This window comes from Prevotella amnii DSM 23384 = JCM 14753, from assembly GCF_000378745.1.
GTDB lineage: Bacteria > Bacteroidota > Bacteroidia > Bacteroidales > Bacteroidaceae > Prevotella > Prevotella amnii.
The window spans coordinates 17,810-39,742 of sequence record NZ_KB905279.1 but is presented as its reverse complement, the minus strand read 5'-3'; the positions used below and the strand labels follow the sequence as shown (position 1 = coordinate 39,742).

Annotated in this window: 19 protein-coding genes; 5 read left to right on the top strand and 14 right to left on the bottom strand. The window is 34.2% G+C overall.

Annotated elements, in window-relative coordinates; translation table 11 throughout:
- The first annotated feature begins 93 nt into the window (after positions 1–93).
- Together F596_RS0106375 and F596_RS0106370 are read left to right on the top strand one after the other, a co-directional pair.
- The gene (locus F596_RS0106375) at positions 94–1,020 is read left to right on the top strand and encodes a magnesium transporter CorA family protein (protein WP_008451143.1); all 927 of its coding nucleotides are present in this window, start codon (positions 94–96) and stop codon (positions 1,018–1,020) included.
- A 159-nt stretch (positions 1,021–1,179) separates the two neighbouring features.
- Positions 1,180–2,940, top strand: a complete 1,761-nt coding sequence (locus tag F596_RS0106370) for a DUF349 domain-containing protein (protein ID WP_019036293.1) — start codon at positions 1,180–1,182, stop codon at positions 2,938–2,940.
- An 89-nt stretch (positions 2,941–3,029) separates the two neighbouring features.
- Here the strand turns inward: F596_RS0106370 and rsgA are convergent, their stop codons facing one another.
- From rsgA to rsmA, 3 genes are all read right to left on the bottom strand, one after another.
- Positions 3,030–3,974 carry a ribosome small subunit-dependent GTPase A gene (gene rsgA, locus F596_RS0106365; protein WP_019036292.1) on the bottom strand — a complete coding sequence of 315 codons (945 nt, stop codon included), beginning with the start codon at positions 3,972–3,974 and terminating at the stop codon, positions 3,030–3,032.
- A gap of 79 nt (positions 3,975–4,053) precedes the next feature.
- On the bottom strand, positions 4,054–4,614 hold the full coding sequence (frr, locus tag F596_RS0106360) for a ribosome recycling factor (protein WP_008451060.1): 561 nt from the start codon (positions 4,612–4,614) through the stop codon (positions 4,054–4,056).
- Positions 4,615–4,765: 151 nt separating this feature from the next.
- Positions 4,766–5,569, bottom strand: a complete 804-nt coding sequence (gene rsmA, locus F596_RS0106355; RefSeq protein WP_019036291.1) for a 16S rRNA (adenine(1518)-N(6)/adenine(1519)-N(6))-dimethyltransferase RsmA — start codon at positions 5,567–5,569, stop codon at positions 4,766–4,768.
- Between the two features lie 77 nt (positions 5,570–5,646).
- Between rsmA and F596_RS0106350 the strand changes: the two genes are divergently transcribed.
- Both F596_RS0106350 and F596_RS0106345 read left to right on the top strand, forming a co-directional pair.
- Positions 5,647–6,648 (top strand): lysylphosphatidylglycerol synthase transmembrane domain-containing protein, encoded by a 1,002-nt coding sequence (locus F596_RS0106350; RefSeq protein WP_024992663.1) that lies wholly within the window; start codon positions 5,647–5,649, stop codon positions 6,646–6,648.
- Positions 6,649–6,666: 18 nt separating this feature from the next.
- Positions 6,667–8,127: an aminoacyl-histidine dipeptidase gene (locus F596_RS0106345; protein WP_019036289.1), complete on the top strand. Its 1,461-nt coding sequence runs from the start codon at positions 6,667–6,669 to the stop codon at positions 8,125–8,127.
- 68 nt (positions 8,128–8,195) lie between these two features.
- On the opposite strand, the gene F596_RS0106340 is transcribed toward F596_RS0106345, so the two are convergent.
- From F596_RS0106340 to F596_RS0106295, 10 genes are all read right to left on the bottom strand, one after another.
- Positions 8,196–8,861, bottom strand: coding sequence for an inorganic diphosphatase (locus tag F596_RS0106340; RefSeq protein WP_019036288.1), 666 nt, complete (start codon positions 8,859–8,861; stop codon positions 8,196–8,198).
- A gap of 63 nt (positions 8,862–8,924) precedes the next feature.
- Positions 8,925–10,283, bottom strand: coding sequence for a glucose-6-phosphate isomerase (locus F596_RS0106335; RefSeq protein ID WP_019036287.1), 1,359 nt, complete (start codon positions 10,281–10,283; stop codon positions 8,925–8,927).
- 3 nt (positions 10,284–10,286) lie between these two features.
- Positions 10,287–11,342 carry an NAD(P)H-dependent glycerol-3-phosphate dehydrogenase gene (locus tag F596_RS0106330; RefSeq protein WP_019036286.1) on the bottom strand — a complete coding sequence of 352 codons (1,056 nt, stop codon included), beginning with the start codon at positions 11,340–11,342 and terminating at the stop codon, positions 10,287–10,289.
- 10 nt (positions 11,343–11,352) lie between these two features.
- Positions 11,353–13,086 (bottom strand): lysine--tRNA ligase, encoded by a 1,734-nt coding sequence (lysS, locus tag F596_RS0106325; RefSeq protein ID WP_019036285.1) that lies wholly within the window; start codon positions 13,084–13,086, stop codon positions 11,353–11,355.
- 296 nt (positions 13,087–13,382) lie between these two features.
- Positions 13,383–13,856 carry a Dps family protein gene (locus F596_RS0106320; RefSeq protein WP_008451107.1) on the bottom strand — a complete coding sequence of 158 codons (474 nt, stop codon included), beginning with the start codon at positions 13,854–13,856 and terminating at the stop codon, positions 13,383–13,385.
- 274 nt (positions 13,857–14,130) lie between these two features.
- A complete protein-coding gene (locus tag F596_RS0106315) occupies positions 14,131–14,832 on the bottom strand; it encodes an SDR family NAD(P)-dependent oxidoreductase (protein WP_008451092.1) in 702 nt (233 codons plus the stop codon).
- A 128-nt stretch (positions 14,833–14,960) separates the two neighbouring features.
- Positions 14,961–15,848, bottom strand: coding sequence for a tRNA threonylcarbamoyladenosine dehydratase (locus tag F596_RS0106310; protein WP_019036284.1), 888 nt, complete (start codon positions 15,846–15,848; stop codon positions 14,961–14,963).
- Positions 15,849–15,929: 81 nt separating this feature from the next.
- The gene (locus F596_RS0106305; protein WP_019036283.1) at positions 15,930–16,796 is read right to left on the bottom strand and encodes a CvfB family protein; all 867 of its coding nucleotides are present in this window, start codon (positions 16,794–16,796) and stop codon (positions 15,930–15,932) included.
- 60 nt (positions 16,797–16,856) lie between these two features.
- Entirely contained in the window at positions 16,857–17,543 is a 687-nt protein-coding gene (locus F596_RS0106300; RefSeq protein ID WP_019036282.1) for an ABC transporter ATP-binding protein, read from the bottom strand.
- A gap of 2 nt (positions 17,544–17,545) precedes the next feature.
- Positions 17,546–19,666 carry a cation:proton antiporter gene (locus F596_RS0106295; RefSeq protein ID WP_019036281.1) on the bottom strand — a complete coding sequence of 707 codons (2,121 nt, stop codon included), beginning with the start codon at positions 19,664–19,666 and terminating at the stop codon, positions 17,546–17,548.
- A 122-nt stretch (positions 19,667–19,788) separates the two neighbouring features.
- Between F596_RS0106295 and F596_RS0106290 the strand changes: the two genes are divergently transcribed.
- Complete coding sequence (locus F596_RS0106290) at positions 19,789–20,805, top strand: aspartate-semialdehyde dehydrogenase (protein ID WP_019036280.1); 1,017 nt, start codon at positions 19,789–19,791, stop codon at positions 20,803–20,805.
- Between the two features lie 254 nt (positions 20,806–21,059).
- Here the strand turns inward: F596_RS0106290 and F596_RS0106285 are convergent, their stop codons facing one another.
- Complete coding sequence (locus tag F596_RS0106285; RefSeq protein ID WP_036857780.1) at positions 21,060–21,899, bottom strand: hypothetical protein; 840 nt, start codon at positions 21,897–21,899, stop codon at positions 21,060–21,062.
- Between the last annotated feature and the right edge of the window lie 34 nt (positions 21,900–21,933).

The window sequence follows — 21,933 nt, the reverse complement described above, 5'->3', positions numbered from 1 at the left end:
TACGCGGAAAGTTTCAATAATTTATTTTAGCGTGAGGGTTGTGTTTCAATAACATTAATCCTCAGTAGTTTTTAATGTTTGAGGATTATATTAATGAAAACATATTGGAATATTAATGGCAATTTAAATGCTATTAAAGAATGGCAGCCTAATTGTTGGATACAAGTAACTTGTCCAACAGAAGAAGATCAACAAGACTTAATAGAAAGGTTTAATATCCCGGATTATTTTCTTTCGGATATTAGTGATACAGATGAGCGTGCGCGTTATGAATATGATGATGGGTGGATGCTTATCATTTTGCGTATTCCTTATGTAAAGGAAGTGCGTTCGCGTACTCCTTATACTACGGTGCCTCTTGGTATTATTCATAAGAAAGATGTAACAATTACTGTTTGCAACTTTGAAACGAACATGATGATAGATTTTGTATCTTATCAGCAGAAGCGTAGGGAAGGTTTTACAGACTATGTGGATCTTATTTTTCGTGTATTCCTTTCATCTGCAGTGTGGTATTTGAAGCGATTGAAACAGATAAACACATTGATAGAAAAGGCAAAACGCAATCTTGATAAAGGTGTTAATAATGAGAGCTTAATAGGTTTGAGCAGGTTGCAAGATTCGCTTACATACTTTATAACCTCTATACGTGGTAATGAAAATTTGTTAGCTAAGTTGAAATTTAAGCTGCAAGTAGATGAGCTTGATGCCGATTTGATAGAAGATGTAAATATAGAAATGAGTCAGGCTCGTGAAACAACAAGTATTTATTCTGACATTTTAGAATCGACAATGGAGACGTATTCCAGTATTATTAATAATAATATGAACACTGTGATGCGTACCTTAACTTCAGTTTCTATTATTATGATGTTACCTACACTTATATCATCTTTGTTTGGTATGAACCTTGTGAATGGGTTAGAAAGAAATCTTTGGGGCTTTCCAATAGCGATATTACTTTCTTTTGTAGTATCAGGAGCTTCTTGGTGGCTTTTACGTCATAAACGGTTATTGTAAGAAAATTAATAATAAAAATAAGTATAAATTAGGTATATTCGAACTTTTTAATTAAGTTTGCATATTGTAATAAAAGTGATAAATAGTTAGCCTTTAAATAAGGTTAGTTTATTCATATATTTTTTGGTAACCCGAATCATAAACTAAAATGTTTAATTGATGGACTCTCAAGAGAAGATCCTTGAAAAAGGTATAGAAGAAGATAGTAAGACAACTAAGTTGTACGGATCTAAGAAAGAAGTTTTAGAACGTTTGAAAGAGATTGTAGCAAGTGATGATGCTCCAAGTAAAGCTGAGGTAGATCATTTGAAAGCTGCTTTTTACAAAATTCTTTTTGCAGAACGAGATGAGCAGCAAAAGGCTTTTTTAGAAGGAGGAGGTGATCCTAACAAATATACTTACCTTCCTGATGAAGAAGAGGAGGCTTTTAAAGCTGAGATGATATTAGTAAAAGAGAAACGTCAGCAGGCCTTTTTGGCACAAGAAGAACAGAAGCAAGACAATCTTAAACGTAAGGAAGCTATTATAGAGCGTATAAAGGCCATGATAACTACTCCTGAAGAGGTAAATGAAAATTTTTCAGAGTTTAAGAAACTTCAACAAGAGTGGAAAGAAATAAAAAATATTCCAGCTGATAAAGTAACAGAGATGTGGCGTAATTATCAGCTTTATGTGGAGCAGTTTTATGATCTTTTAAATCTTAATCGTGAAGCCCGAGAATATGATTTTAAGAAGAATTTAGAGAAGAAAACTCAGCTTTGTGAGTCAGCAGAGAAGCTTACAGAGGAAGAAGATATTGTAAGTGCTTTTCATCAATTGCAAGAGTTACATCAAGAATATCGAGAAACAGGACCTGTTGAAAAAGATGTTCGTGATGAAATTTGGAATCGCTTTAAAGCTGCGAGCACAATAATAAATAAACGTCATTTGCAGCATTTTGAGGCACTTCGTGCAAAAGAAGAAGACAATTTAGCAAAGAAGACAGCTTTGTGTGAGCAGTTAGAGGATATTATCAAAAAAGAAAATACTAAGTCTTCCGATTGGGAGGAGCATACAAAGCAGATAATGGATCTTCAGGCAGAGTGGAAAGAAATAGGGTTTGCTCCGAAGAAAATGAATGTGAAGATATTTGAACGTTTCCGTTCAGGTTGTGATGAGTTCTTTACACGTAAGGGAGAGTATTTTAAAGAGTTGAAGAAAAAATATGCAGAAAACCTTGAAAAGAAGCAATCTCTTGTAGAACAAGCTAAGTCTTTAGCTAAGTCTACTGATTGGAAGGTTACAACAGATAAGTTGGTAGCTTTACAAAAGGAGTGGAAAACTATAGGGATAGTTCCAAAGAAAATAGGTGATGAGCTATGGAATGCTTTCATAGGTGCTTGCAACGAATTTTTTGAAGCTCGCAATTCTGCACATCAAGGTGTATATTCTCAGGAAAAAGAAAACCTAAAGCAGAAGCGTAGCGTTATAGAAGAATTGAAGCAGCTATATGCTAATATTTCTGAAGCAACACAGGAACAAGTGAAGAACCTTACCGATAAGTATAACAATATAGGTCATGTTCCTTATCGTGATAAAGATAAATTATATAAAGAGTATCATGATGTGTTAGATAATCTTTATAGTGCTTTACATATAAGTGAAGCTAACAAGCGTGTAGATAGTTTTAAGAATAATATTAAGAAAGTAGCAGAGCGTGGTGTTAGTGCTTTAGATAATGAGCGGAGTAAATTGATGCATCGTTATGAGAAGTTGAAACAAGAGATTAATACTTATGAAAACAATTTAGGCTTTTTAAATATTAGTTCTAAAAAAGGTAATAGCCTTATAGATGAGATGAATCGTCGTATAGAGCGGCTTAAGGCTGATGTAGAAGAAATTAAGCAAAAGATAAAGGCTATAGATGCAGAAAATAAGTAAACACAAGTAGTTTGATTTTTTATATATGGAGGTATTTAAATGCTTTATAAGTATTATAAAATACCTCCTTATTTTATATTCTTAAAGCTTTAAAAGGCTGCTCTATATTTGTCTTCATTTTTATCTTCAAGCATAGAAAGATAGCTATTATAGCGGCTTTCAGCAATATAATGTTCTTCTAAAGCCTTTCTAACAGCGCATCCTGGCTCATGTGTATGCGTGCAATTAGAAAAACGACAATGTTTAGAAAACTTAAAAAACTCTTTGAAATAACTCGTTAGCTCTGTCTTTTCTATATCGAATGTACCAAATCCTTTTATGCCCGGCGTATCTATAATATAGCCTCCTTCAGGTATTTCTAACATTTCGCTGAATGTAGTTGTATGTATGCCTGTGTTATGAGCATTAGAGATGCTTGCTGTTCGTAACTTAATATGTGGTAAAAGAGCATTGATAAGTGTCGATTTTCCCACACCACTGTTACCACTTAATAAAGTTACTTTGTTTTTTAGCAAAGGTTTTAATAGGTTTGAGTTAAACGGAGTTGCTTCTTTTGCATTTGCTTGTATTTCAAAACATTTATAACCAATATTTTCATAGAGGTTTATCATAGCTTTTTGGTAGTGTAATTCATCTTGGCTTAACAAGTCTATTTTGTTAAAAACAAGTATTACAGGTATGCGATAAGCCTCTGCACCTGCTAAAAAGCGATCTATAAAAGTAGTAGATGTTTCAGGATAATTAGTAGTAACTATAAGGAAGGCTTGATCAATGTTAGATGCTAAGATATGGCTTTGTTTTGATAAATTAGATGATTTTCTGATGATATAGTTTCGCCTGTCTTCTATTTCGGATATGAAAGCCGTACCCTCTTGATTGGTAATTATTTTCACATAGTCTCCTACGGCAATAGGATTAGTTGAGCGAATGCCTTTTAATCGGAAATTACCCTTTATCTTACTTTCTATTATTTGCCCATTCTCTGTCTTTACGCTATACCAGCTACCTGTGTTTTTAATTACTAATCCACGCATTCACTTGATGTTATAATATATAATATACCCCTTTAAGTTATTATCTTTTATACATAATCTTAAAGGGGTATTTGTTGTTTTATACAGTCATTACCTCTTTTTCCTTAGCAGCAAGTAGGTCTTCTACTTGTTTTATGTATTTATCATGCACTTTCTGTAAATCAGATTCAGCATCTTTTTCTAAGTCTTCAGATAATCCTTCTTTAATAGCTTTCTTTAAAATCTCTTTTATATCAGTGCGCACATTACGAATTTGGATCTTTGTTTTTTCACCTATTTTGTTACACTGTTTAACAAGCTCACGGCGACGTTCTTCTGTAGGTTGGGGCAAATTTAAACGTATCATCTCACCATTATTCTCTGGAGTTATACCAACATCAGAATCCATTATGGCCTTTTCAATATCTTTAATAGCTTTTCTGTCCCATGGCTTAATAGCTATAGTACGTGCATCTGGTACCATTACAGTGGCTACTTGGTTTAAAGAAACCATTTGCCCATAAGAGCTAACGCGTACGCTGTCAAGTATAGCGACATTAGCACGACCTGCACGGATACGTTGTAACTCTTCGTCAAGATACATTACTGCCATGTTCATACGCTCTTTTGCTTCTTTTAAAGTCTCTTTTACGTCTATCATATTCTATTGTTGTATTTAATTTATCTTTGTACAAAAATATATATTAATTCAGAATTTCACAAGAAAACATTCTGTTTTTTAAGTGTTACTTTTTATTTTTCTATGTTGCTATCTTTTATAATCATAATAAAGTGTTGAAGATAATAATTCTTTATTCAGCTCTTGAGGCTAATTCTTCACTTACCATATTTGTAAGCTCTATAAATTGTTTTATGCTTAATTGTTCCGGTCGCTTTGTCATTATGTCTTGTTTAAAGAAATCTTCTGAGGTAGAGCCGCTTTTGATAATTTGTTTAAGACTAACTCGAAGCATTTTTCGTCTTTGATTAAACACTGTTTTTACCAATCTTTTAAATAGGTTTTCATCGCAGCCTAAAGAGGTAACTTTATTGCGTGTCATACGAATAACAGCACTTTTTACTTTGGGAGGAGGATTAAAAACAGTCTCGTCTACCGTGAAAAGATATTCCACATCATACCATGCTTGTATTAATATCGAAAGAATGCCATAAGTTTTATTACATGGCTTTGCTGTCATACGAATAGCAACTTCACGTTGTATCATACCTGTGCAGCATGGAATAAGATCTTTATAATCGAGCATTTTAAAGAAAATTTGTGAAGAAATATCATATGGGTAGTTGCCTGTTAGTACAAATTGTTTACCATAGAATATATTCCTTAAATCCATTTTAAGGAAATCTTTTCCTATGATGTTTTCTCGTAAATTAGGGAATCTGTCATTAAGATATTTTACACTCTCGGCATCTATTTCTACTACTTTTATTTCTCTATGCTTTTCAACAAGATATTGGGTAAGTACTCCCATACCTGGTCCTATCTCTAAAATAGGAATATTGGGATAAGAATCTACCGTATCGGCTATGCGCTTAGCAATGCTGAGGTCGGTTAAAAAGTGCTGTCCGAGATTCTTTTTTGGTTTAACTAATTTCATAAATTTTCTTTATTATGCTACAAAGATACTTATTTTCTTTTGTTTTTAAATGCATTTTATCTATCTTTGCTCTTATAATGGTGATAAGTAAGATAGTTAATAATATAGTAAAGATAGTATTCCCACTTATTTTGGGAGGTGCTATTCTTTATTGGATGTATCGAGATTTTGACTTTTCTAATATCCGAAAGATATTGCTTTATGAAATGGATTGGGTCTGGATGCTTCTTTCTCTACCATTTGGAATAATGGCTCAAGTATTTCGAGGGTGGCGCTGGAAGCAAGTTTTAGAACCTGTAAATGAACGGCCTCGTATATCAGTTAGTATTAATTCTATATTTATTTCTTATGCTGTTAGTTTGTTAATTCCCCGTATTGGAGAGTTTGCTCGTTGTGGAATTTTGCATAGATATGATAGAATAAATTTTCCTAAGGCATTAGGAACTGTGGTAACTGAGCGTGCTGTAGATACTTTAATAATATTATTAATAACAGCTTTAGCTTTTGTTTTGCAGATTAGAGTATTTGCCAATTTCTTTTTAAAAACAGGTACACGTCTTGATAATATATTAGAAATGTTTACACCAATGGGGTGGGGAGTTACAGCTATTTGTGGTATAGCTGCTATTTTATTATTATATATTATTTTTAAAAAGTTCTCAATAAACAATAGGATAAGTAATACCTTTTCAGGTATTTGGCAAGGTGTTTTATCCTTGAAAGGTGTTAATAATGTTCCATTATTTCTTTTTTTTAGTTTTGCTATTTGGATAAGTTATTTTTTTCATTATTATCTTACTTTCTTTTGTTTTGCAGAGACTTCTCATCTTGGTCTGACTTGTGCCATAGTAAGCTTTGTAGTAGGCTCAATAGCAGTTATTGTTCCAACACCAAATGGGGCAGGACCTTGGCATTTTGCTGTAAAAACGATGTTGATACTTTATGGTGTAAATGATATTCATGCACTTTATTTTGTGTTAATAGTGCATACTATTCAAACATTCTTGGTAATTTTGTTAGGAATATATGCATGGATAGCACTTAGTTTTACAAAAAAAGCAATATTAACAAATAACTAACCTTTAAAATTTTAGGAAATGAGTGAAATTAGAAAATTAAAGCCTGAAGGGCTATGGAGAAACTTTGATGAGTTAACAAAAGTACCTCGTCCATCAGGACATACAGAGAAGGTGCGTAAGTTTTTAGTAGACTTTGGCAAGCAGATAGGCATAGAGGCTTTTGTAGACACTGCAAATAATGTTATTTTTAGAAAACCAGCTACTCCTGGTTATGAGAATAGAAAGACAGTAGTTTTGCAAGCACATATAGATATGGTGCCGCAGAAAGCTCCAAGCAGTAGTCATAACTTTGAAACAGACCCTATCCAAACTCGTATTATAGATGGATGGGTTTATGGTACAGATACCACACTAGGTGCAGATGATGGGCTTGGTGTAGCTGCTATTATGTCTATAATGGAGTCGAAAGACTTAAAACATGGTCCTCTTGAGGCTGTTCTTACCAATGATGAAGAAACAGGAATGTATGGAGCAAACGATCTTCCTACTGATGTTTTGACAGGTGATATATTGATGAATCTTGATTCAGAAACATGGGGCAAGTTTGTTATTGGGTCAGCTGGTGGTGTTGATATTGACACTTCTTTAGAGTATAAGGAAGTAGAAAATACTTATGATGCTGCAGTTAAGATTACTTTAAAGGGGCTAAGAGGTGGTCATTCTGGTTTGGAAATAAATGAAGGTCGTGCCAATGCAAATAAGGAAATGGCTCGCTTAGTACGTAAAGCAATATCAGAGCTGGGAGCTCGTTTAGTCTCTTGGGATGGTGGAAACATGCGTAATGCTATTCCTTTTAAAGCTGAGGTTGTGCTTGCCTTGCCTAAGGCTAATGTAAAGTCTTTAGAGAATATGGTAGCCAAGCAGCAAGAGTTAGTAGCAGATGAGTTTAAGTTGATAGAGAAAAACGTTGAGTTCTTATGTGAATCAGTTGATATTCCTAAGACTCTTGTTCCTGTAGAAATTCAGGATAACTTAATTAATTCTATAACAGCTTGCCATGATGGCGTTCTTCGTTTTATTCCTGCTTATCCTGATGTAGTTGAAACATCTTCTAATCTTGCTATTATCAATATTACTTCTAACAAGGCAAGCTTCAAGATTCTTGTTCGTTCAAGTCGTGAAGACATGAAAGAGGTATTAGTCAATCGTATTATATCTTGCTTTGATATGGCAGGTATGAAGAGTGTAGCAAGTGGTAGTTATGGTGGTTGGGATCCTAACCCTAATAGTGAAATTCTTAATCTATTAAAAAAGATTTATAAGGATCAGAATGGTGAAGATGCCATTGTACAGGTAGATCATGCAGGCTTAGAATGCTCTATTATTTTAGGTAAGTATCCTAATATGGATGTTGTAAGTTTTGGTCCTACTATCCGTAGTCCTCATACATCTACAGAAAGGGCAGAAATATCTTCTTGTGAGCCTTTCTGGAAACTTCTTGTTAAGTCTTTAGAAGAAATTCCTGTGAAAAACAGATAAATTGATATAAAAAAAATCCCTTCTGCTCTATTTTCCTTTTTATGTAAGAGCAAGAAGGGATTTTTTATTCACCATTTATTGGCAAATTCTCTAATAGTTTTATAAAGAACATTAGGTTTTTCTTTTAGTAATAGTTTGTCAGGTAGAGGACCGCTATTAATAGCTACCGTATAACATCCGGCAGCAACTCCAGCGCGAATGCCAAGTGGCGCATTTTCTATTACTATACCCTCATGTGGTAAAATTTCACCTGCTTTTTGCAAGCCCATCAAGTAAGGATCAGGATTAGGTTTGCCTCGTTTTACATCATAAGCAGTTGTTATATTGTTATTTGTAATAAATCTTCCAAAATCTTTTTTTAATCTCTCTATTAAAGGTAATTGAGCACTACCTGTAACAATACCTATTTTTAATCCACTTTTGCATATTTTTTCCATTAAGTCGATTACACCATCAAAAATGGGAGCTTCCTTCATTTCGTGGAAATAGTGCGTCTTTACATCATATATTTTTTGTGCTTCTATTTCGGATATTGTTTTGCCTTGTTGTGCTTTTACGTATGAACGAATGGTATCTACTCCACGTGCTCCTTCAGTGGCATAGGCATCTGCCACAGTGAAATGAATGCCAAACTCATTCATAGCCTTTTGCCATGCTATAGCATGGTTGGGCATAGAATTATATAGTACTCCGTCCATATCAAAGAGTACTACTTTATACAGGCTATTCTGCATAGTGTTTTATAAAAATATATTCCCAGTCAAGATATTATTAACTTGACTGGGAAAAAGGAATAATTATTTATCAGAAGTCAATCTTTCTTGTATAGCTTTGCTTTCTGCCTCATATCCTGGTTTATTGAGTAAAGCAAACATATTCTTTTTATAAGCTTCTACACCTGGTTGATTAAATGGGTTAATATCCATGATTAAGCCACTAATGCCACATGCTTTTTCAAAGAAATATATTAGTTGTCCAAGATAGTATTCATTAAGTGTGGGAACACTTACGCGTATATTAGGTACGCCACCGTCTACATGTGCAAGTCTGGTTCCAAGTTCTGCCATTTTATTTACTTCATCTACCCGTTTACCTTCTAAGAAATTTAATCCATCTAGGTTTTCATTATCATGTGGAAAGAGTAGGGTAGAGTTTGGCTGTTCTACTGATATTATAGTTTCAAAAATAGACCGTTCACCCTCCTGAATCCATTGACCCATAGAGTGTAGGTCTGTTGTAAAATCACAAGCAGTAGGGAAAATGCCTTTATGATCTTTACCTTCACTTTCTCCATAAAGTTGTTTCCACCATTCTGCAAAATAGTGTAGTTTAGGCTGAAAATTAGCTACAATTTCTATCTTTTTACCTGCTTGTGCATATAATCCTTGTCTTACAGCAGCATAACGTGCAGCTATATTATTAGCAAAAGGTACATCTGTGCCAGTTTCCTTTTCCATATCTTTAGCCCCTTCTACCAAAGCTTTAATATCAAATCCTGCAACGGCAATTGGTAAAAGTCCCACTGGTGTTAGAACGGAAAATCTACCTCCAACATTATCTGGTATTACAAATGATTTGTAACCCTCTTGTGTAGCTGTAATACGAGCTGCACCTTTCTTTTTATCAGTAATAGCTACAATAACGTCTTTTGAAAATTCTTTTCCAAATTGATCTTCACACTGTTTCTTTAATAAGCGAAAAGCCAGAGCTGTCTCTGTAGTGGTACCAGATTTAGAAATATTTATAACGCCAAATTTTTTATCCTTTAGGTAAGTAGTTAGCTCAAATAAATAGTCTTCACCTATGTTGTTACCTGCAAAAAGAATAGTAGGATTTTTCTTGTCTTTTATCAGCCATGCAAAGCTGTTATTTAATCCCTCTATTACAGCACGAGCACCAAGATAAGAACCTCCGATGCCAGCCACTACTATTACTTCGCATTTTTTGCGTAAAGTATCAGCTACATTTTCTATTTCAGTTAGAAAAGCCTTAGTTATACTTGAAGGTAGGTGTAACCAACCTAAAAAGTCGTTACCTGCGCACGTTCCTTTTTCTAAAGCTACTTGTGCAGCAGCTACTTGTGGAGCATATGCTTCTATTGTCCCAGGATTAAGAAACTGGGTAGCTTTCGTAATGTCTAATTTAATACTTTCCATTTTTTATCTAAATGAGTCTGTTAATAAAATTATTTCTTGTTTAACTTCAGCTTTTTTGTATAAAATGTTATATATAGAACTTAGTATAGGCATTTTAGCCTGTATATCTTTGTTTTTCTCATACATGCATTTTGTGCCATAATATCCTTCGGCTATCATTTGCATCTCTATTTGTGCCGATTTAATGCTATAACCTCGTCCAATCATAGTGCCAAAGGTGCGATTACGTGAAAAATTACTATATCCTGTTACTAATTGATCACCCATATAAACACTATCAGAGATAGTTCTGTTTATAGGTGCTATTGTGGTGAGAAATAGTTCCATTTCTGCTATGGCATTAGATAAAAGTACGGCTTGGAAATTGTCACCATATTTTAACCCATCACAGATACCTGCTGCTATAGCGTATACATTTTTTAGTACGGAAGCATATTCTATACCTAAGACATCATTAGAGGTTTTTGCTTTAATATAATTAGAACGTAATATCTTACAGATATTTTCAGCCTTTTGCTCATTAGAACAGCCCACTGTAAGATATGTTAATCGCTCCATGGCAACCTCTTCCGAGTGAGAAGGACCACCTATAATTGCTAACTGTTCATAAGGTACCTTGAATTTTTGATGTATATATTCAGAGCAAGTAAGATTTTCACCTGGTACCAATCCTTTAATTGCAGTAATTATATTTTTGTCTTTTATGTTGATGGTAATCTTATCGAGCAGATCTTTTAGATAAGGTGAAGGTATTACAAAAATGAGAGTATCAAAATCATTAATAATTTTGTTAATATCTGTATAGAAATCTATTTCATCTATATTAAAGTGTGTGCTTGTAAGATATCCAGGATTATGTCCGTATAGTTTAAAGTTTGATATCTTTTCTTGGCTACGCATATACCAACCTATGTAATGAGTGTGTTCTATAACTATTTTAGCAATAGCAGTTGCCCAGCTACCACTTCCTATAATAGCAACATTACCTATGCTGCCATTTATTTTTCTATAGAATGGTAGCTGCCAACGTCGTCTGAATAGCTTTGAAAAGAAAGACATATTTTTTATATTATTGTTTTGCTTTATCTATCCATTGTTGTATAATGGGTATTGAGGGTTTTTCATACCCAAGTTTATATTTTTTATTTATCTCGCCAATTTTTTGTTGTAAACCTTGTGCGTTTTCATTTTTTATATCAGAAATAAGATTGAAACCTGCTTTGCGAAGTACATATACCCAATTTTCGCTAACGCCAATATTTCCCCATTCCTTTATACTATTTTGTGGAATTTTTGCTTCTGGTTTCATTTGTGGGAAGAGTAATACTTCTTGTATATATTCCTTGCCAGTCATTAACATTACAAGACGATCTATTCCAATACCTATTCCTGATGTAGGCGGCATTCCATATTGTAGAGCACGCAAGAAATCTTGATCTATAATCATAGCTTCATCATCTCCTTTATCTGCTAATTTCATTTGTTCTATGAAGCGTTCTTCTTGATCGATAGGATCATTTAGCTCTGAATAGGCATTTGCAAGCTCTTTCCCATTTACCATTAGTTCAAAACGTTCTGTGAGACCAGGTTTTGAGCGATGCATCTTAGTTAAAGGAGACATTTCTACAGGATAATCAGTAATAAAAGTAGGTTGTGTATAAGTTCCTTCGCAGAACTCACCGAATATTTCATCTATCAGCTTACCTTTACCAAAGCTCTCATCAATATCTTCCAAACCTAGTTTGCTAACAGCAATGTGGCGGATTTCATCTTCATTTTTACCATAAAGGTCAAAGCCTGTCTTTTCTTTGATGGCATCTAGTATAGGTAAACGTTTAAATGGAGCTTTAAAATTTATTATCTTATTGCCTATTTGTACTTCAGGCTTACCGTTTACGGCTATACAAATTTTTTCTAATAGTTGTTCTGTAAATGTCATCATCCAATTATAGTCCTTGTATTGAACATATAGTTCCATACAAGTAAACTCTGGATTATGGAAACGATCCATACCTTCATTACGAAAGTTTTTTCCTATTTCATATACTCCTTCAAATCCACCAACTATTAATCGTTTTAAGTATAGTTCAGTAGCAATACGCATATACATATCGGTATTAAGAGCATTAAAATGAGTTATGAAAGGGCGTGCACTCGCCCCACCTGCAATAGTTTGTAATGTAGGCGTTTCTACTTCAGTATAACCTGCATTATCAAAAAATTGGCGCATTGTGCGTAAAACAGTTGCACGTTTGAGAAAAGTATCTTTGACATTATCGTTAACAACTAAGTCTACATAGCGTTGGCGGTAACGTTGTTCAGGATCGTCAAATTTATCATATGCTTCGCCATCTTTATATTTTACAATAGGTAAAGGTTTCAAGCTTTTAGAAAGTAGGCTGAGTTCACGAGCATGCACTGATATTTCGCCCATCTGAGTCTTAAAAACAAAACCTTTAATTCCAATAAAATCACCAATATCAAGTAACTTTTTAAAAACCTTGTTGTATAGTTCTTTATCCTCACCAGGACAAAGATCGTCGCGGGTAATATATACTTGAATTCTACCTTTACTATCTTGAAGCTCTATGAAAGAAGCTTTGCCCATTATTCTACGCCCCATCATACGACCTGCAATAACAACCTCGCGTTGTTCTCCTTCTGAAAATTGCTCTTTTATATCTATAGAATATGCATTAGTGGGATATTCAGCAGCAGGATAAGGATTTATACCCATATCGCGTAATTCTTGCAAGCTTTGGCGGCGACCAATCTCTTGCTCTGATAATTCTAAAACATTCATAGTTTTTCTATCTTATCAATATATTTCATTTAATATTTTATATAATATTGCAAAGTTACTAATAATCGCTGTAATATTTGCATAAATTTGACAGTTTAATATAAGTATATAATATTTGTAATCTTTGCGTGATATAGCCTATTTAAGTATTAATATTAAGATATTTTTAGAAAGGGTATTATAATATAAAAATAGAGGATATGTTTAACTTTTCACACATCCTCTATTTTTTTGCTTATAAAACTATTAGTATATATGTAATAGCTTTAATATTAGAACTGATAGCTATTTAAAAGTTATGCTAAATAAGCATTAACCATCCATACAGATTTTTCTTGTCCTACAAGAAAATCGCTCATCATAGCTGTAGTAACCTCATCATTTGCTTCTTCTGCAGCTGCTATTATTTCTCGCTCTTTTGCAATTAAAACTTTTAAAGTATCAAGGATTAATTTCATACCTTCTACTTCATTTACTTTGTTATTTTCTTCTTTAAGTGTTGCAACTTTTAAAAGTTCACTAAAACGATTTTCAGGCTTGCTATCAAGTTGTAACAAACGTTCTGCAACTTCATCTATTTTCTCAGCAACATTGTTATATTGATTTTCATATTCTGCATGTAGCTGGAAAAAGCTCTTACCTTTTACATTCCAATGCAATCCACGTAAATTCATGTAATACACATGAAGATCTGCTAAAAGCTGATTAAGACCATTAACTACTCCTTCTATTTTTGTTTTGTCTAATGCTAAAACATCTAAATTTTTCATTTTTCTTTTTTTTTATTAAGTTATATAATTTAATTAAAAACCTTGAAACAATATGTAGCAAGGATTGTTACCATATAAGTTTTTTTTCATAGTTAAAATCAAACTCTAATTAAATAGCATTACAAAGATACGAAAAATAAATAAAAGAATTTATTATTTTAACAAGATTTTTGAAAAGTACTTTTATTTTAGAATTTAAATATTATTGCAAATTTATTTAGTCACCCCTTATAAATAGGGTGTGTCTCTTTTAGACACACCCTATTGTATTTTATTACTCTGCAACAATGGGATAAATCTCAATAAATTCACCTTGGTGCTGCTGCTCATCATAGAGTAAATCTACTATCTTTTTCCCAACTTCGTCAGGCTTATGGAATCCTGGTAGAGACATATTGCCGTTAAGATCGGTAGTAGTTGGACCTGGATGAACGGTATATATTTCTATAGGGATATTGTTTTTTTGAAAATCGAAGGCAAAATGTTCGCTCATACAATTTTGTGCAGCCTTACTTGCTTTATATGCTAACGGATTCCAGTAAGGATTGGTAGAGGTGGGTACTGTGATGTTTATTATTTTGCCATTATTTTTAGATAGTATAGATATTAGTCCTTGACAAAGATAAAAAGTACCAAAGAAATTAACCTGAGTAGTTTCTATTATATCTTTTAGCTGTGTTTCATAGCTAAGTACTGACATATCTCCGGGTATACCAGCGTTGTTTATTAATAGTTTAAGGTCGGAATGTTTATCTTTTATTTCTTCACAAGTAGAAGCTATAACCGTGTAGTTAGAAAGATCCACTTTAAGATATTCTGCTTTTCCTTTGCCTATGGCGTTTAGCTTGTTTACTGCGGCTTCGCCACGTTCTTTGTTACGTGCGCCTACAAGGACATGCCAGCCCCTTTTTATCAACTCTTTAGCTATTCCATATCCTATGCCTTTATTGGCACCTGTTACTAATGCTTTATTCATAATTGTATCAAATTAGTTGTTTTAAAACTTATGTTTTTAATCAAATCTTTATGTTTATATATATTTCTTACCCCTTTTTGTGAGAGTGGTAATAATAATAATGAATAAAATAAATAAGGGTATATTTCCTAAGCCTCTTGTTTTATTCTCTGCGTAGATTTTAGGCGTTTACGTTCTTCCAACATATCTTTAGCGCGTTGCTCTGCAAGTATAGCTGCTTTATTTATAGCTTCTTCTTCTGGCTTAATACGCATAGTTTTTGCAATGTTAATTAAATCTTTTACAGCTTCACCTCCTGCTATAAGTCCTGCTGTAGCTGGTACCCACGCATTAGAACTTGGAATAGTATGTCGTTCGGTGCATTTGCGCATATTTTTATCAGGGCATATACAATGGAAGGCACAGCTTATCTCTGGTTGTTCTATACTTTCTAAAGGCTCTTCAGGGCTATAAACTACCTTTAGATGTTTGATTTTAGTCTTTCGAAGTTTTTTGCGAATAACCTTTGCTAATGGGTCATTAATAGTTTTAAATATATCAGTTACCTCAAACTTAGTAGCATCTATCTTATAAGCAGCGCCCATACATGATAATATAGGTATCTTTAGTTCATAGCAGCGATATATAAGGTCGAGCTTTGCAGTAACAGTGTCTATACAATCGACAATATAATCGTAGTGATCGAAATCGAATTGAGTAGCGTTATCGGGTAAATAGAAAGTTTGGTATTTGCGTACTATACAGCGTGGATTTATGGACAGTATGCGTTCTTCGGCTATATCTACCTTAAATTTTCCTACTGTTTTTGTAGTAGCTAACAACTGTCTGTTTACATTGGTCAAACATACACGATCATCATCTATAATATCTATTGCTCCTACACCGCTACGTGCCAGAACTTCCACTACATATCCTCCTACACCTCCTACTCCAAACACAGCCACTCTGCTACCATGAAGGGTATTAATGGCAGGCTTGCCCAGTAATAATTGTGTTCTTGAAAATTGGTTTTGCATTTTTAAGGGTGTTTACTAATATTTATTTATATTGTTATGTCTGCTTTATAATATACTAACAAGGTTATGGTGTTATGGATATTACACATTTTTTACTAACTTTATTTTAGTTGGCTCTACTATGATCAAATGTTTTTTATACAAGTCACCAATGGCTTTTTTATATACTTTTTTAGATACCTGAAATTGGTATTTAATGTCTTCGGCATTACTTTTATCACCAAGGTTACATTCTCCATTATGTGCTTTAAGATATTCTAATAATCTTTCAGCAAAGCTGATAGCATATTGTTGTCCAATGGGTTGTAAAGTACAGTCTATTTTGCCATCAGTGCGCACATTTGCAATATATCCTTTTAATTTATCCCCTGTGTGAATACGCTTAAAAACCTGATCTTCGTATATTAATCCTGCGTATTTATTGTCTACGATAACTTTAAAACCTAAGTCGGTCTTTTGCCAAATAAGCAAGTCTACCTCCTCGCCATGTTTATATGTTGGAAACTCTTTAGAGAGAAAATGTTCTACCTTTGCTGATGCCACTAAGCGATAAGTCTCTTTATCAATATACATAAATATAATATACGAATTGCCTATTTCCATGCGTCTTTTTTGCTCACGGAAAGGGCAAAACAGATCTTTTGTAACGCCCCATGATAAGAATGCGCCATATTCATTTACCCACGAGCATGATAAATAAGCAAAGCTGTTAACTGTAGCTAATGGTTTTTCGGTAGTGGCTATAGGGCGCTCGTCCTGATCAAGGTAAACGAGTACTTCTACCTCATCACCTATATTTGCACCTTGTGGTATATATTTTTGTGGCATTAAAATATCGCCAGCCTTACCACCATCGAGATAAACGCCAAATTCTTCTCCAAAACCCTCACGAAGAGCTTTCTTTACTATGGTGAGTTTGTTGAAGGTTCCTAATTCTATTGTTTTCATGTCTTGTCGTCCTTTTTATATATTGTTTATAAATATGTTACTGCTTATTTTATTGGCAAGTTAGTCTTCTTTAGAAAGCTGTTGCCTACTGTTATCAGATATTATTATACCATCTTTAAGATGTATGGTTCTGTCGGTGATACTTGCCAATCCTTCATCGTGCGTAACAATAACGAACGTTTGTCCAAACTGATCTCTTAGGTCGAAGAAAAGCTGATGTAGCTCTGCTTTATTCTTAGAATCTAAACTTCCAGATGGCTCGTCTGCAAGTATTACAGCAGGGTTGTTTACGAGTGCTCGTGCTACTGCAACACGTTGTTTCTCACCTCCAGATAGCTCTTGAGGCTTATGGTTAGCACGATCAGTAAGACCTAAAAAGGCTAACAACTCTTTACCTCTAACCTTAGCTTCTTTAGAGCTTTTACCTGCTATATAGGCAGGAATCATTACATTTTCGAGTGCCGTAAACTCAGGTAAAAGTTGGTGAAACTGAAAAACAAAGCCCAAATGCTTATTACGGAAATCGCTCAATTTATTAGTAGAGAGGCTGTTTATATCTATTCCATCTACTACCACCTTTCCTTCGTCTGCTTTGTCGAGCGAGCCAATTATTTGTAATAATGTAGTCTTACCAGCTCCTGAGGGGCCTACTATGCTTACTACTTCACCCTTGTTTATGTGCAAATCGATACCTTTTAGTACCTCAAGCGAACCAAAACTCTTAGTAATTCCTTTTATATCTATCATTGTTATAAATTTTTCTTATGTATCCATTCACTTGCTACCTCATAAACGCTACGTTCCTCTGTATGTTGAGGCTCAGCAAAGGTCATTGTGTCTAAATTGTTACCATATTGATCAGGGAAGATAATCATTATAGTTTTACCCTTAAAATATTTATTTATCTCATTGGGCAAATCGTCCATTGCTGCTTTATATGAGATAGTTCCTTTACGGGCAGTAATGATAACAAACATATGATCATGTTTTACGTTCATAGCTTTTATAGGCAATTCGTTCCAATGCTCCATCTGTTCGTATTCTGCGCGCACACTTGGATAGTTGTTTATTACATATTCTTTTATCAAATCGAGTGTTTCCTGTCTGGCATCGAATACTATCCTACACTCCATGTTTTCTGCCATGCGGGCTAAACGCTCTAACCAACGATAAAAGCCCGGTTCGTATTCAGCCCTTGAAGGTACTGCTACCTGTATACGGCGTATAGTGTTTAGAGGTTGCTTAATACGTGCTATAATAATCTGACGATTGAGCCTATGATATACACTACGTGCAAATTCTCCCCAAAAACCACCATGCTGCTGATGATGAAAATGAAGCCCCATAACTATTTCTGATGCTTGATTTTCCTTAAAAGCATACATAATGCCATTTGCAATGTTTGCAGCTACACGTATCTGTGTAGATATAGGTACATCGGCAGCACTGGCATATTTATTAAGATTGTTTAGAAGCTCTATACCTTCGGCTTGCTTAGTATGTATGTTTACATCATCGTACACTACATTAAGAGCCACTATATCTCGTTTCAACTTAGGATTGCGCATCATTGTTGCGAGATTTAATAGGTGGATAGAGGTGTTAGCATATTTTACAGGGACAAGTATTTTCTCATCATTATCCACCTTTTTATCCTTAAGATCTTCTTTTTCCAATAGTCGCAACTGTTCAGCTGCTCGTTGTGTTATCATAGTAGATATTATGCAGGTAAACAGTATCATAAGCACTATACCATTGAGAACAGCATTGTCAAAAAGATATTTTCCTCCGCCTATAGGCAGCTTACACCCAACCATAGCTAAGGCTATTGCACCTGCAGCATGAGCAGAGGTAAGACCAAACATCATATGCCCCGACTTTAAAGATAGCTTAAAGACCCATGTAGCAATATAAGATGCTAATGCTTTTCCTAATGTTCCAAAGACTACAAGTAATAACATTATCCATAAAATGTAAGTACTTTCAAAAAGTAATTTTACGTTTATTAGCATGCCTACTCCTATGAGAAAGTAAGGTATAAACAAGGCATTACCTGTAAACTCTAACCTGTTCATAAGAGGAGATACCTTTGGAATAAACCTGTTTAAGATAAGTCCAGAAAGAAAAGCGCCAAATATGCCTTCTACGCCGATAGCATGTGAAAGGGCTGCCGAGCCAAACATAATAGCTAAAACAAAGACAAACTGCATTACACTGTCTGAATAACGATGTAAGAACCAGCGCGCCACACGAGGAACAGTATAAAAGAGAAATGCGCTATATGCTATAAATTTTATGCTAAATATAATCCAAAACGTTATATCTCCACTGCCTGTTACAGAGCTTGTTATAGAGGAAAGAATTATTAACGATATAAGTAAAGCAAGCATAGAGCCACCTACACTTATAGTAGTGCTAACATGTTTTGTAAGGCCATAACGCCCAACGATAGGGTAGGCTATAAGCGTATTGTCTGCCATAATGGTACTAATGAGCAAAGCTGACATAGCGCTGAAGTGAAGAAACAATGTAAAAGCACCATATATTAGCACAAATGGGCAGAGAAAGGTGAGAGCACAAAATATTATTACGCGCATGCTATTCTTTCGCAAGCCTTCCATGTCAAGCTCTAATCCTGCTAAAAACATAATATAATATAAGCCCACTTGCCCAAAAATCTCAAAGGAAGCATCTCTGCCTAATATATCAAAACCATTCTTACCTACAAGGACTCCTGCAAGCACCATTCCTATAATATGAGGAATACGGAGCTTTCCCATGATAATAGGTGAGAACAATATCATGAGGATAACGACAAAAAATATAAGCGTTGGATCTGTTATAGGAAAAAAATGAGATATATTAATCATAGTAACCACATTGTAAAAATATATGCAAAGATAGTAAAAAGATGATAGAGTAACGGTGATAATAGATGGTTTTTTGTACTTTTGCAAAGTAAAAAGACTGATAAATATATTATAATATAAAAATGAAAGTAGCTATTGTTGGTGCCAGTGGTGCCGTAGGGCAGGAATTTCTTCGCATATTGGAACAGAGAAATTTTCCTCTTGACGACTTAGTGTTGTTTGGTTCTTCACGTTCTGCAGGTAGAGAATATGCCTTTAAGGGAAAGAATTACAAGGTAAATTTGCTTCAGCATAATGACGACTTTAAGGGAGTGGATATAGCTTTTGTTAGTGCAGGAGGAGGCACATCTGCAGAGTTTGCCGATACTATAACTAAGTATGGAACTGTGATGATAGATAATTCCAGCCAGTTTCGTCAGTGTGAAGATGTGCCATTGGTAGTCCCTGAGATTAATGCTGCTGATGCTTTAAAACGCCCTCGTGGGATAATAGCCAATCCTAATTGCACCACAATAATGATGGTAGTAGCTTTGGCTCCTATAGAAAAGCTTAGTCATATTAAGAAAATACATATTAGTAGCTATCAAAGTGCATCCGGTGCAGGAGCTGCCGCTATGGCAGAATTAGAGCAACAATATAAGGAGCTGCTAACTATAGGTAAGGTAAAAACGATAAAAAAGTTTCCTCACCAGTTAGCATATAATGTTATTCCTCAAATAGATAAGATGACCGATACCGATTATACTAAAGAGGAAATGAAAATGTTTAACGAAACTCGCAAAATAATGCACTCTGATGTACGCACCAGTGCCACCTGCGTACGTGTGTCATCTCTTCGCAGCCATTCTGAGAGTGTGTGGTTTGAAACCGAGAAGCCGTTAGCTGTAGACGATATTCGCAAAGCGTTAGCTGCTGCCGAAGGTGTTACGTTAGTAGATGATCCACAAAACTATGTTTACCCTATGCCTTTAGAAAGTGCAGGGCATGATGATGTTTACGTTGGGCGTGTACGTAAAGATCTTGCTGATGATAACGGCTGTGTGTTATGGCTTACGGGCGATCAAATACGTAAAGGGGCTGCACTAAATGCTGTTCAGATAGCAGAATATCTTATCAGAGAAGGTGATATAAAGAGATAATTCTAATATATAGGTGTAAAGATAATCCGTTATATACACGCTTTTTAGCGCATATATAGCGGATTTTTTTAATGTTATTGCTTACTTATTATATAAAAAGCAAGCTGCATTAAGTTACCTTTTATTATAACTTAATACAGCTTATTTTATATCTAATACTTATCTTGTAATATTTATGTACAATAACGAAATAATAACTTTTTTATAGTAACCTCTATACTATTAGAAAAGATTAATAATCGTTTGTAGTCTTATCATTCTACAGTAACTTTTATTTCTTTAAACTTAGATGTCTTAGAGGCATTAAACGTAATAGTCTTTTCTTTACCAGTCCAAATGTAGGGAAAATCATCTTCATCTTCACATGTTAGCTCTTTTAAATTGTACATAATATCGCAACAATAAGGTACATTTACAAACTCTATGCGTGTAATAACCTTACCTTCTTCTGCTGTAAATGTAAACTCATTTTTTAAATATACTGTATAGATATTATCTATAATTCTGTTCCAATACCTATCATTAAGTTTCTTTTGTGTTAGTGTTACAGGTCCTGTTACCATCTTAACATCATCGTCTAATTTACCAGCAGTTTTATCATCTCTGGCGTCTATATTGTTTGTAGTAGGAACTTTCCATGGGTTTTCAGAGAAATTGAAAGTAAAGATAGTTTTAGTAGTTTCTCCAGTTTCACCAGGTGTAGGATTATGTGTAGCTGCTTGGCTAACAACTATATTTACCTTTACTTGTTCTTTGCTATTGTCATCTGTAACAACAAGTTCGGTATTACCCGTAGAAAGCGGATTAACGGTAATGATATTGTTTTCTAAAGTAGCTGTAGCTATATTGTTATCAGTTATTTTACAACTATACTTTCCGTTTCCTTTTACTATTTTTACAGACTCTGTTTTTCCTACCTGCATATTTAGCTGAGTAGTAGAAAGTTGTAGTTTAACATCGTTTTTGTTTTCTTGCGAACCTTTTTGCTCTTCTTTTTTAGGAAGATTAAAGTCATCATTATCTTTGTTGCAACTTGTCATAAAAGCAGCAATCATAAATAAAAGGATAAATGAGTATTTATAAAAACTATTCATAATTATTTTTTTTTTGTTTATTAATTGTTATTTT

Excerpts from the sequence above, each read along its gene's own strand:
- F596_RS0106375 (WP_008451143.1), top strand. The coding sequence starts at position 94 with ATGAAAACATATTGGAATATTAATGGCAATTTAAATGCTATTAAAGAA.
- F596_RS0106370 (WP_019036293.1), top strand. The coding sequence starts at position 1,180 with ATGGACTCTCAAGAGAAGATCCTTGAAAAAGGTATAGAAGAAGATAGT.
- rsgA (WP_019036292.1), bottom strand. The coding sequence starts at position 3,974 with ATGCGTGGATTAGTAATTAAAAACACAGGTAGCTGGTATAGCGTAAAG.
- frr (WP_008451060.1), bottom strand. The coding sequence starts at position 4,614 with ATGATAGACGTAAAAGAGACTTTAAAAGAAGCAAAAGAGCGTATGAAC.
- rsmA (WP_019036291.1), bottom strand. The coding sequence starts at position 5,569 with ATGAAATTAGTTAAACCAAAAAAGAATCTCGGACAGCACTTTTTAACC.
- F596_RS0106350 (WP_024992663.1), top strand. The coding sequence starts at position 5,647 with ATGGTGATAAGTAAGATAGTTAATAATATAGTAAAGATAGTATTCCCA.
- F596_RS0106345 (WP_019036289.1), top strand. The coding sequence starts at position 6,667 with ATGAGTGAAATTAGAAAATTAAAGCCTGAAGGGCTATGGAGAAACTTT.
- F596_RS0106340 (WP_019036288.1), bottom strand. The coding sequence starts at position 8,861 with ATGCAGAATAGCCTGTATAAAGTAGTACTCTTTGATATGGACGGAGTA.
- F596_RS0106335 (WP_019036287.1), bottom strand. The coding sequence starts at position 10,283 with ATGGAAAGTATTAAATTAGACATTACGAAAGCTACCCAGTTTCTTAAT.
- F596_RS0106330 (WP_019036286.1), bottom strand. The coding sequence starts at position 11,342 with ATGTCTTTCTTTTCAAAGCTATTCAGACGACGTTGGCAGCTACCATTC.
- lysS (WP_019036285.1), bottom strand. The coding sequence starts at position 13,086 with ATGAATGTTTTAGAATTATCAGAGCAAGAGATTGGTCGCCGCCAAAGC.
- F596_RS0106320 (WP_008451107.1), bottom strand. The coding sequence starts at position 13,856 with ATGAAAAATTTAGATGTTTTAGCATTAGACAAAACAAAAATAGAAGGA.
- F596_RS0106315 (WP_008451092.1), bottom strand. The coding sequence starts at position 14,832 with ATGAATAAAGCATTAGTAACAGGTGCCAATAAAGGCATAGGATATGGA.
- F596_RS0106310 (WP_019036284.1), bottom strand. The coding sequence starts at position 15,848 with ATGCAAAACCAATTTTCAAGAACACAATTATTACTGGGCAAGCCTGCC.
- F596_RS0106305 (WP_019036283.1), bottom strand. The coding sequence starts at position 16,796 with ATGAAAACAATAGAATTAGGAACCTTCAACAAACTCACCATAGTAAAG.
- F596_RS0106300 (WP_019036282.1), bottom strand. The coding sequence starts at position 17,543 with ATGATAGATATAAAAGGAATTACTAAGAGTTTTGGTTCGCTTGAGGTA.
- F596_RS0106295 (WP_019036281.1), bottom strand. The coding sequence starts at position 19,666 with ATGATTAATATATCTCATTTTTTTCCTATAACAGATCCAACGCTTATA.
- F596_RS0106290 (WP_019036280.1), top strand. The coding sequence starts at position 19,789 with ATGAAAGTAGCTATTGTTGGTGCCAGTGGTGCCGTAGGGCAGGAATTT.
- F596_RS0106285 (WP_036857780.1), bottom strand. The coding sequence starts at position 21,899 with ATGAATAGTTTTTATAAATACTCATTTATCCTTTTATTTATGATTGCT.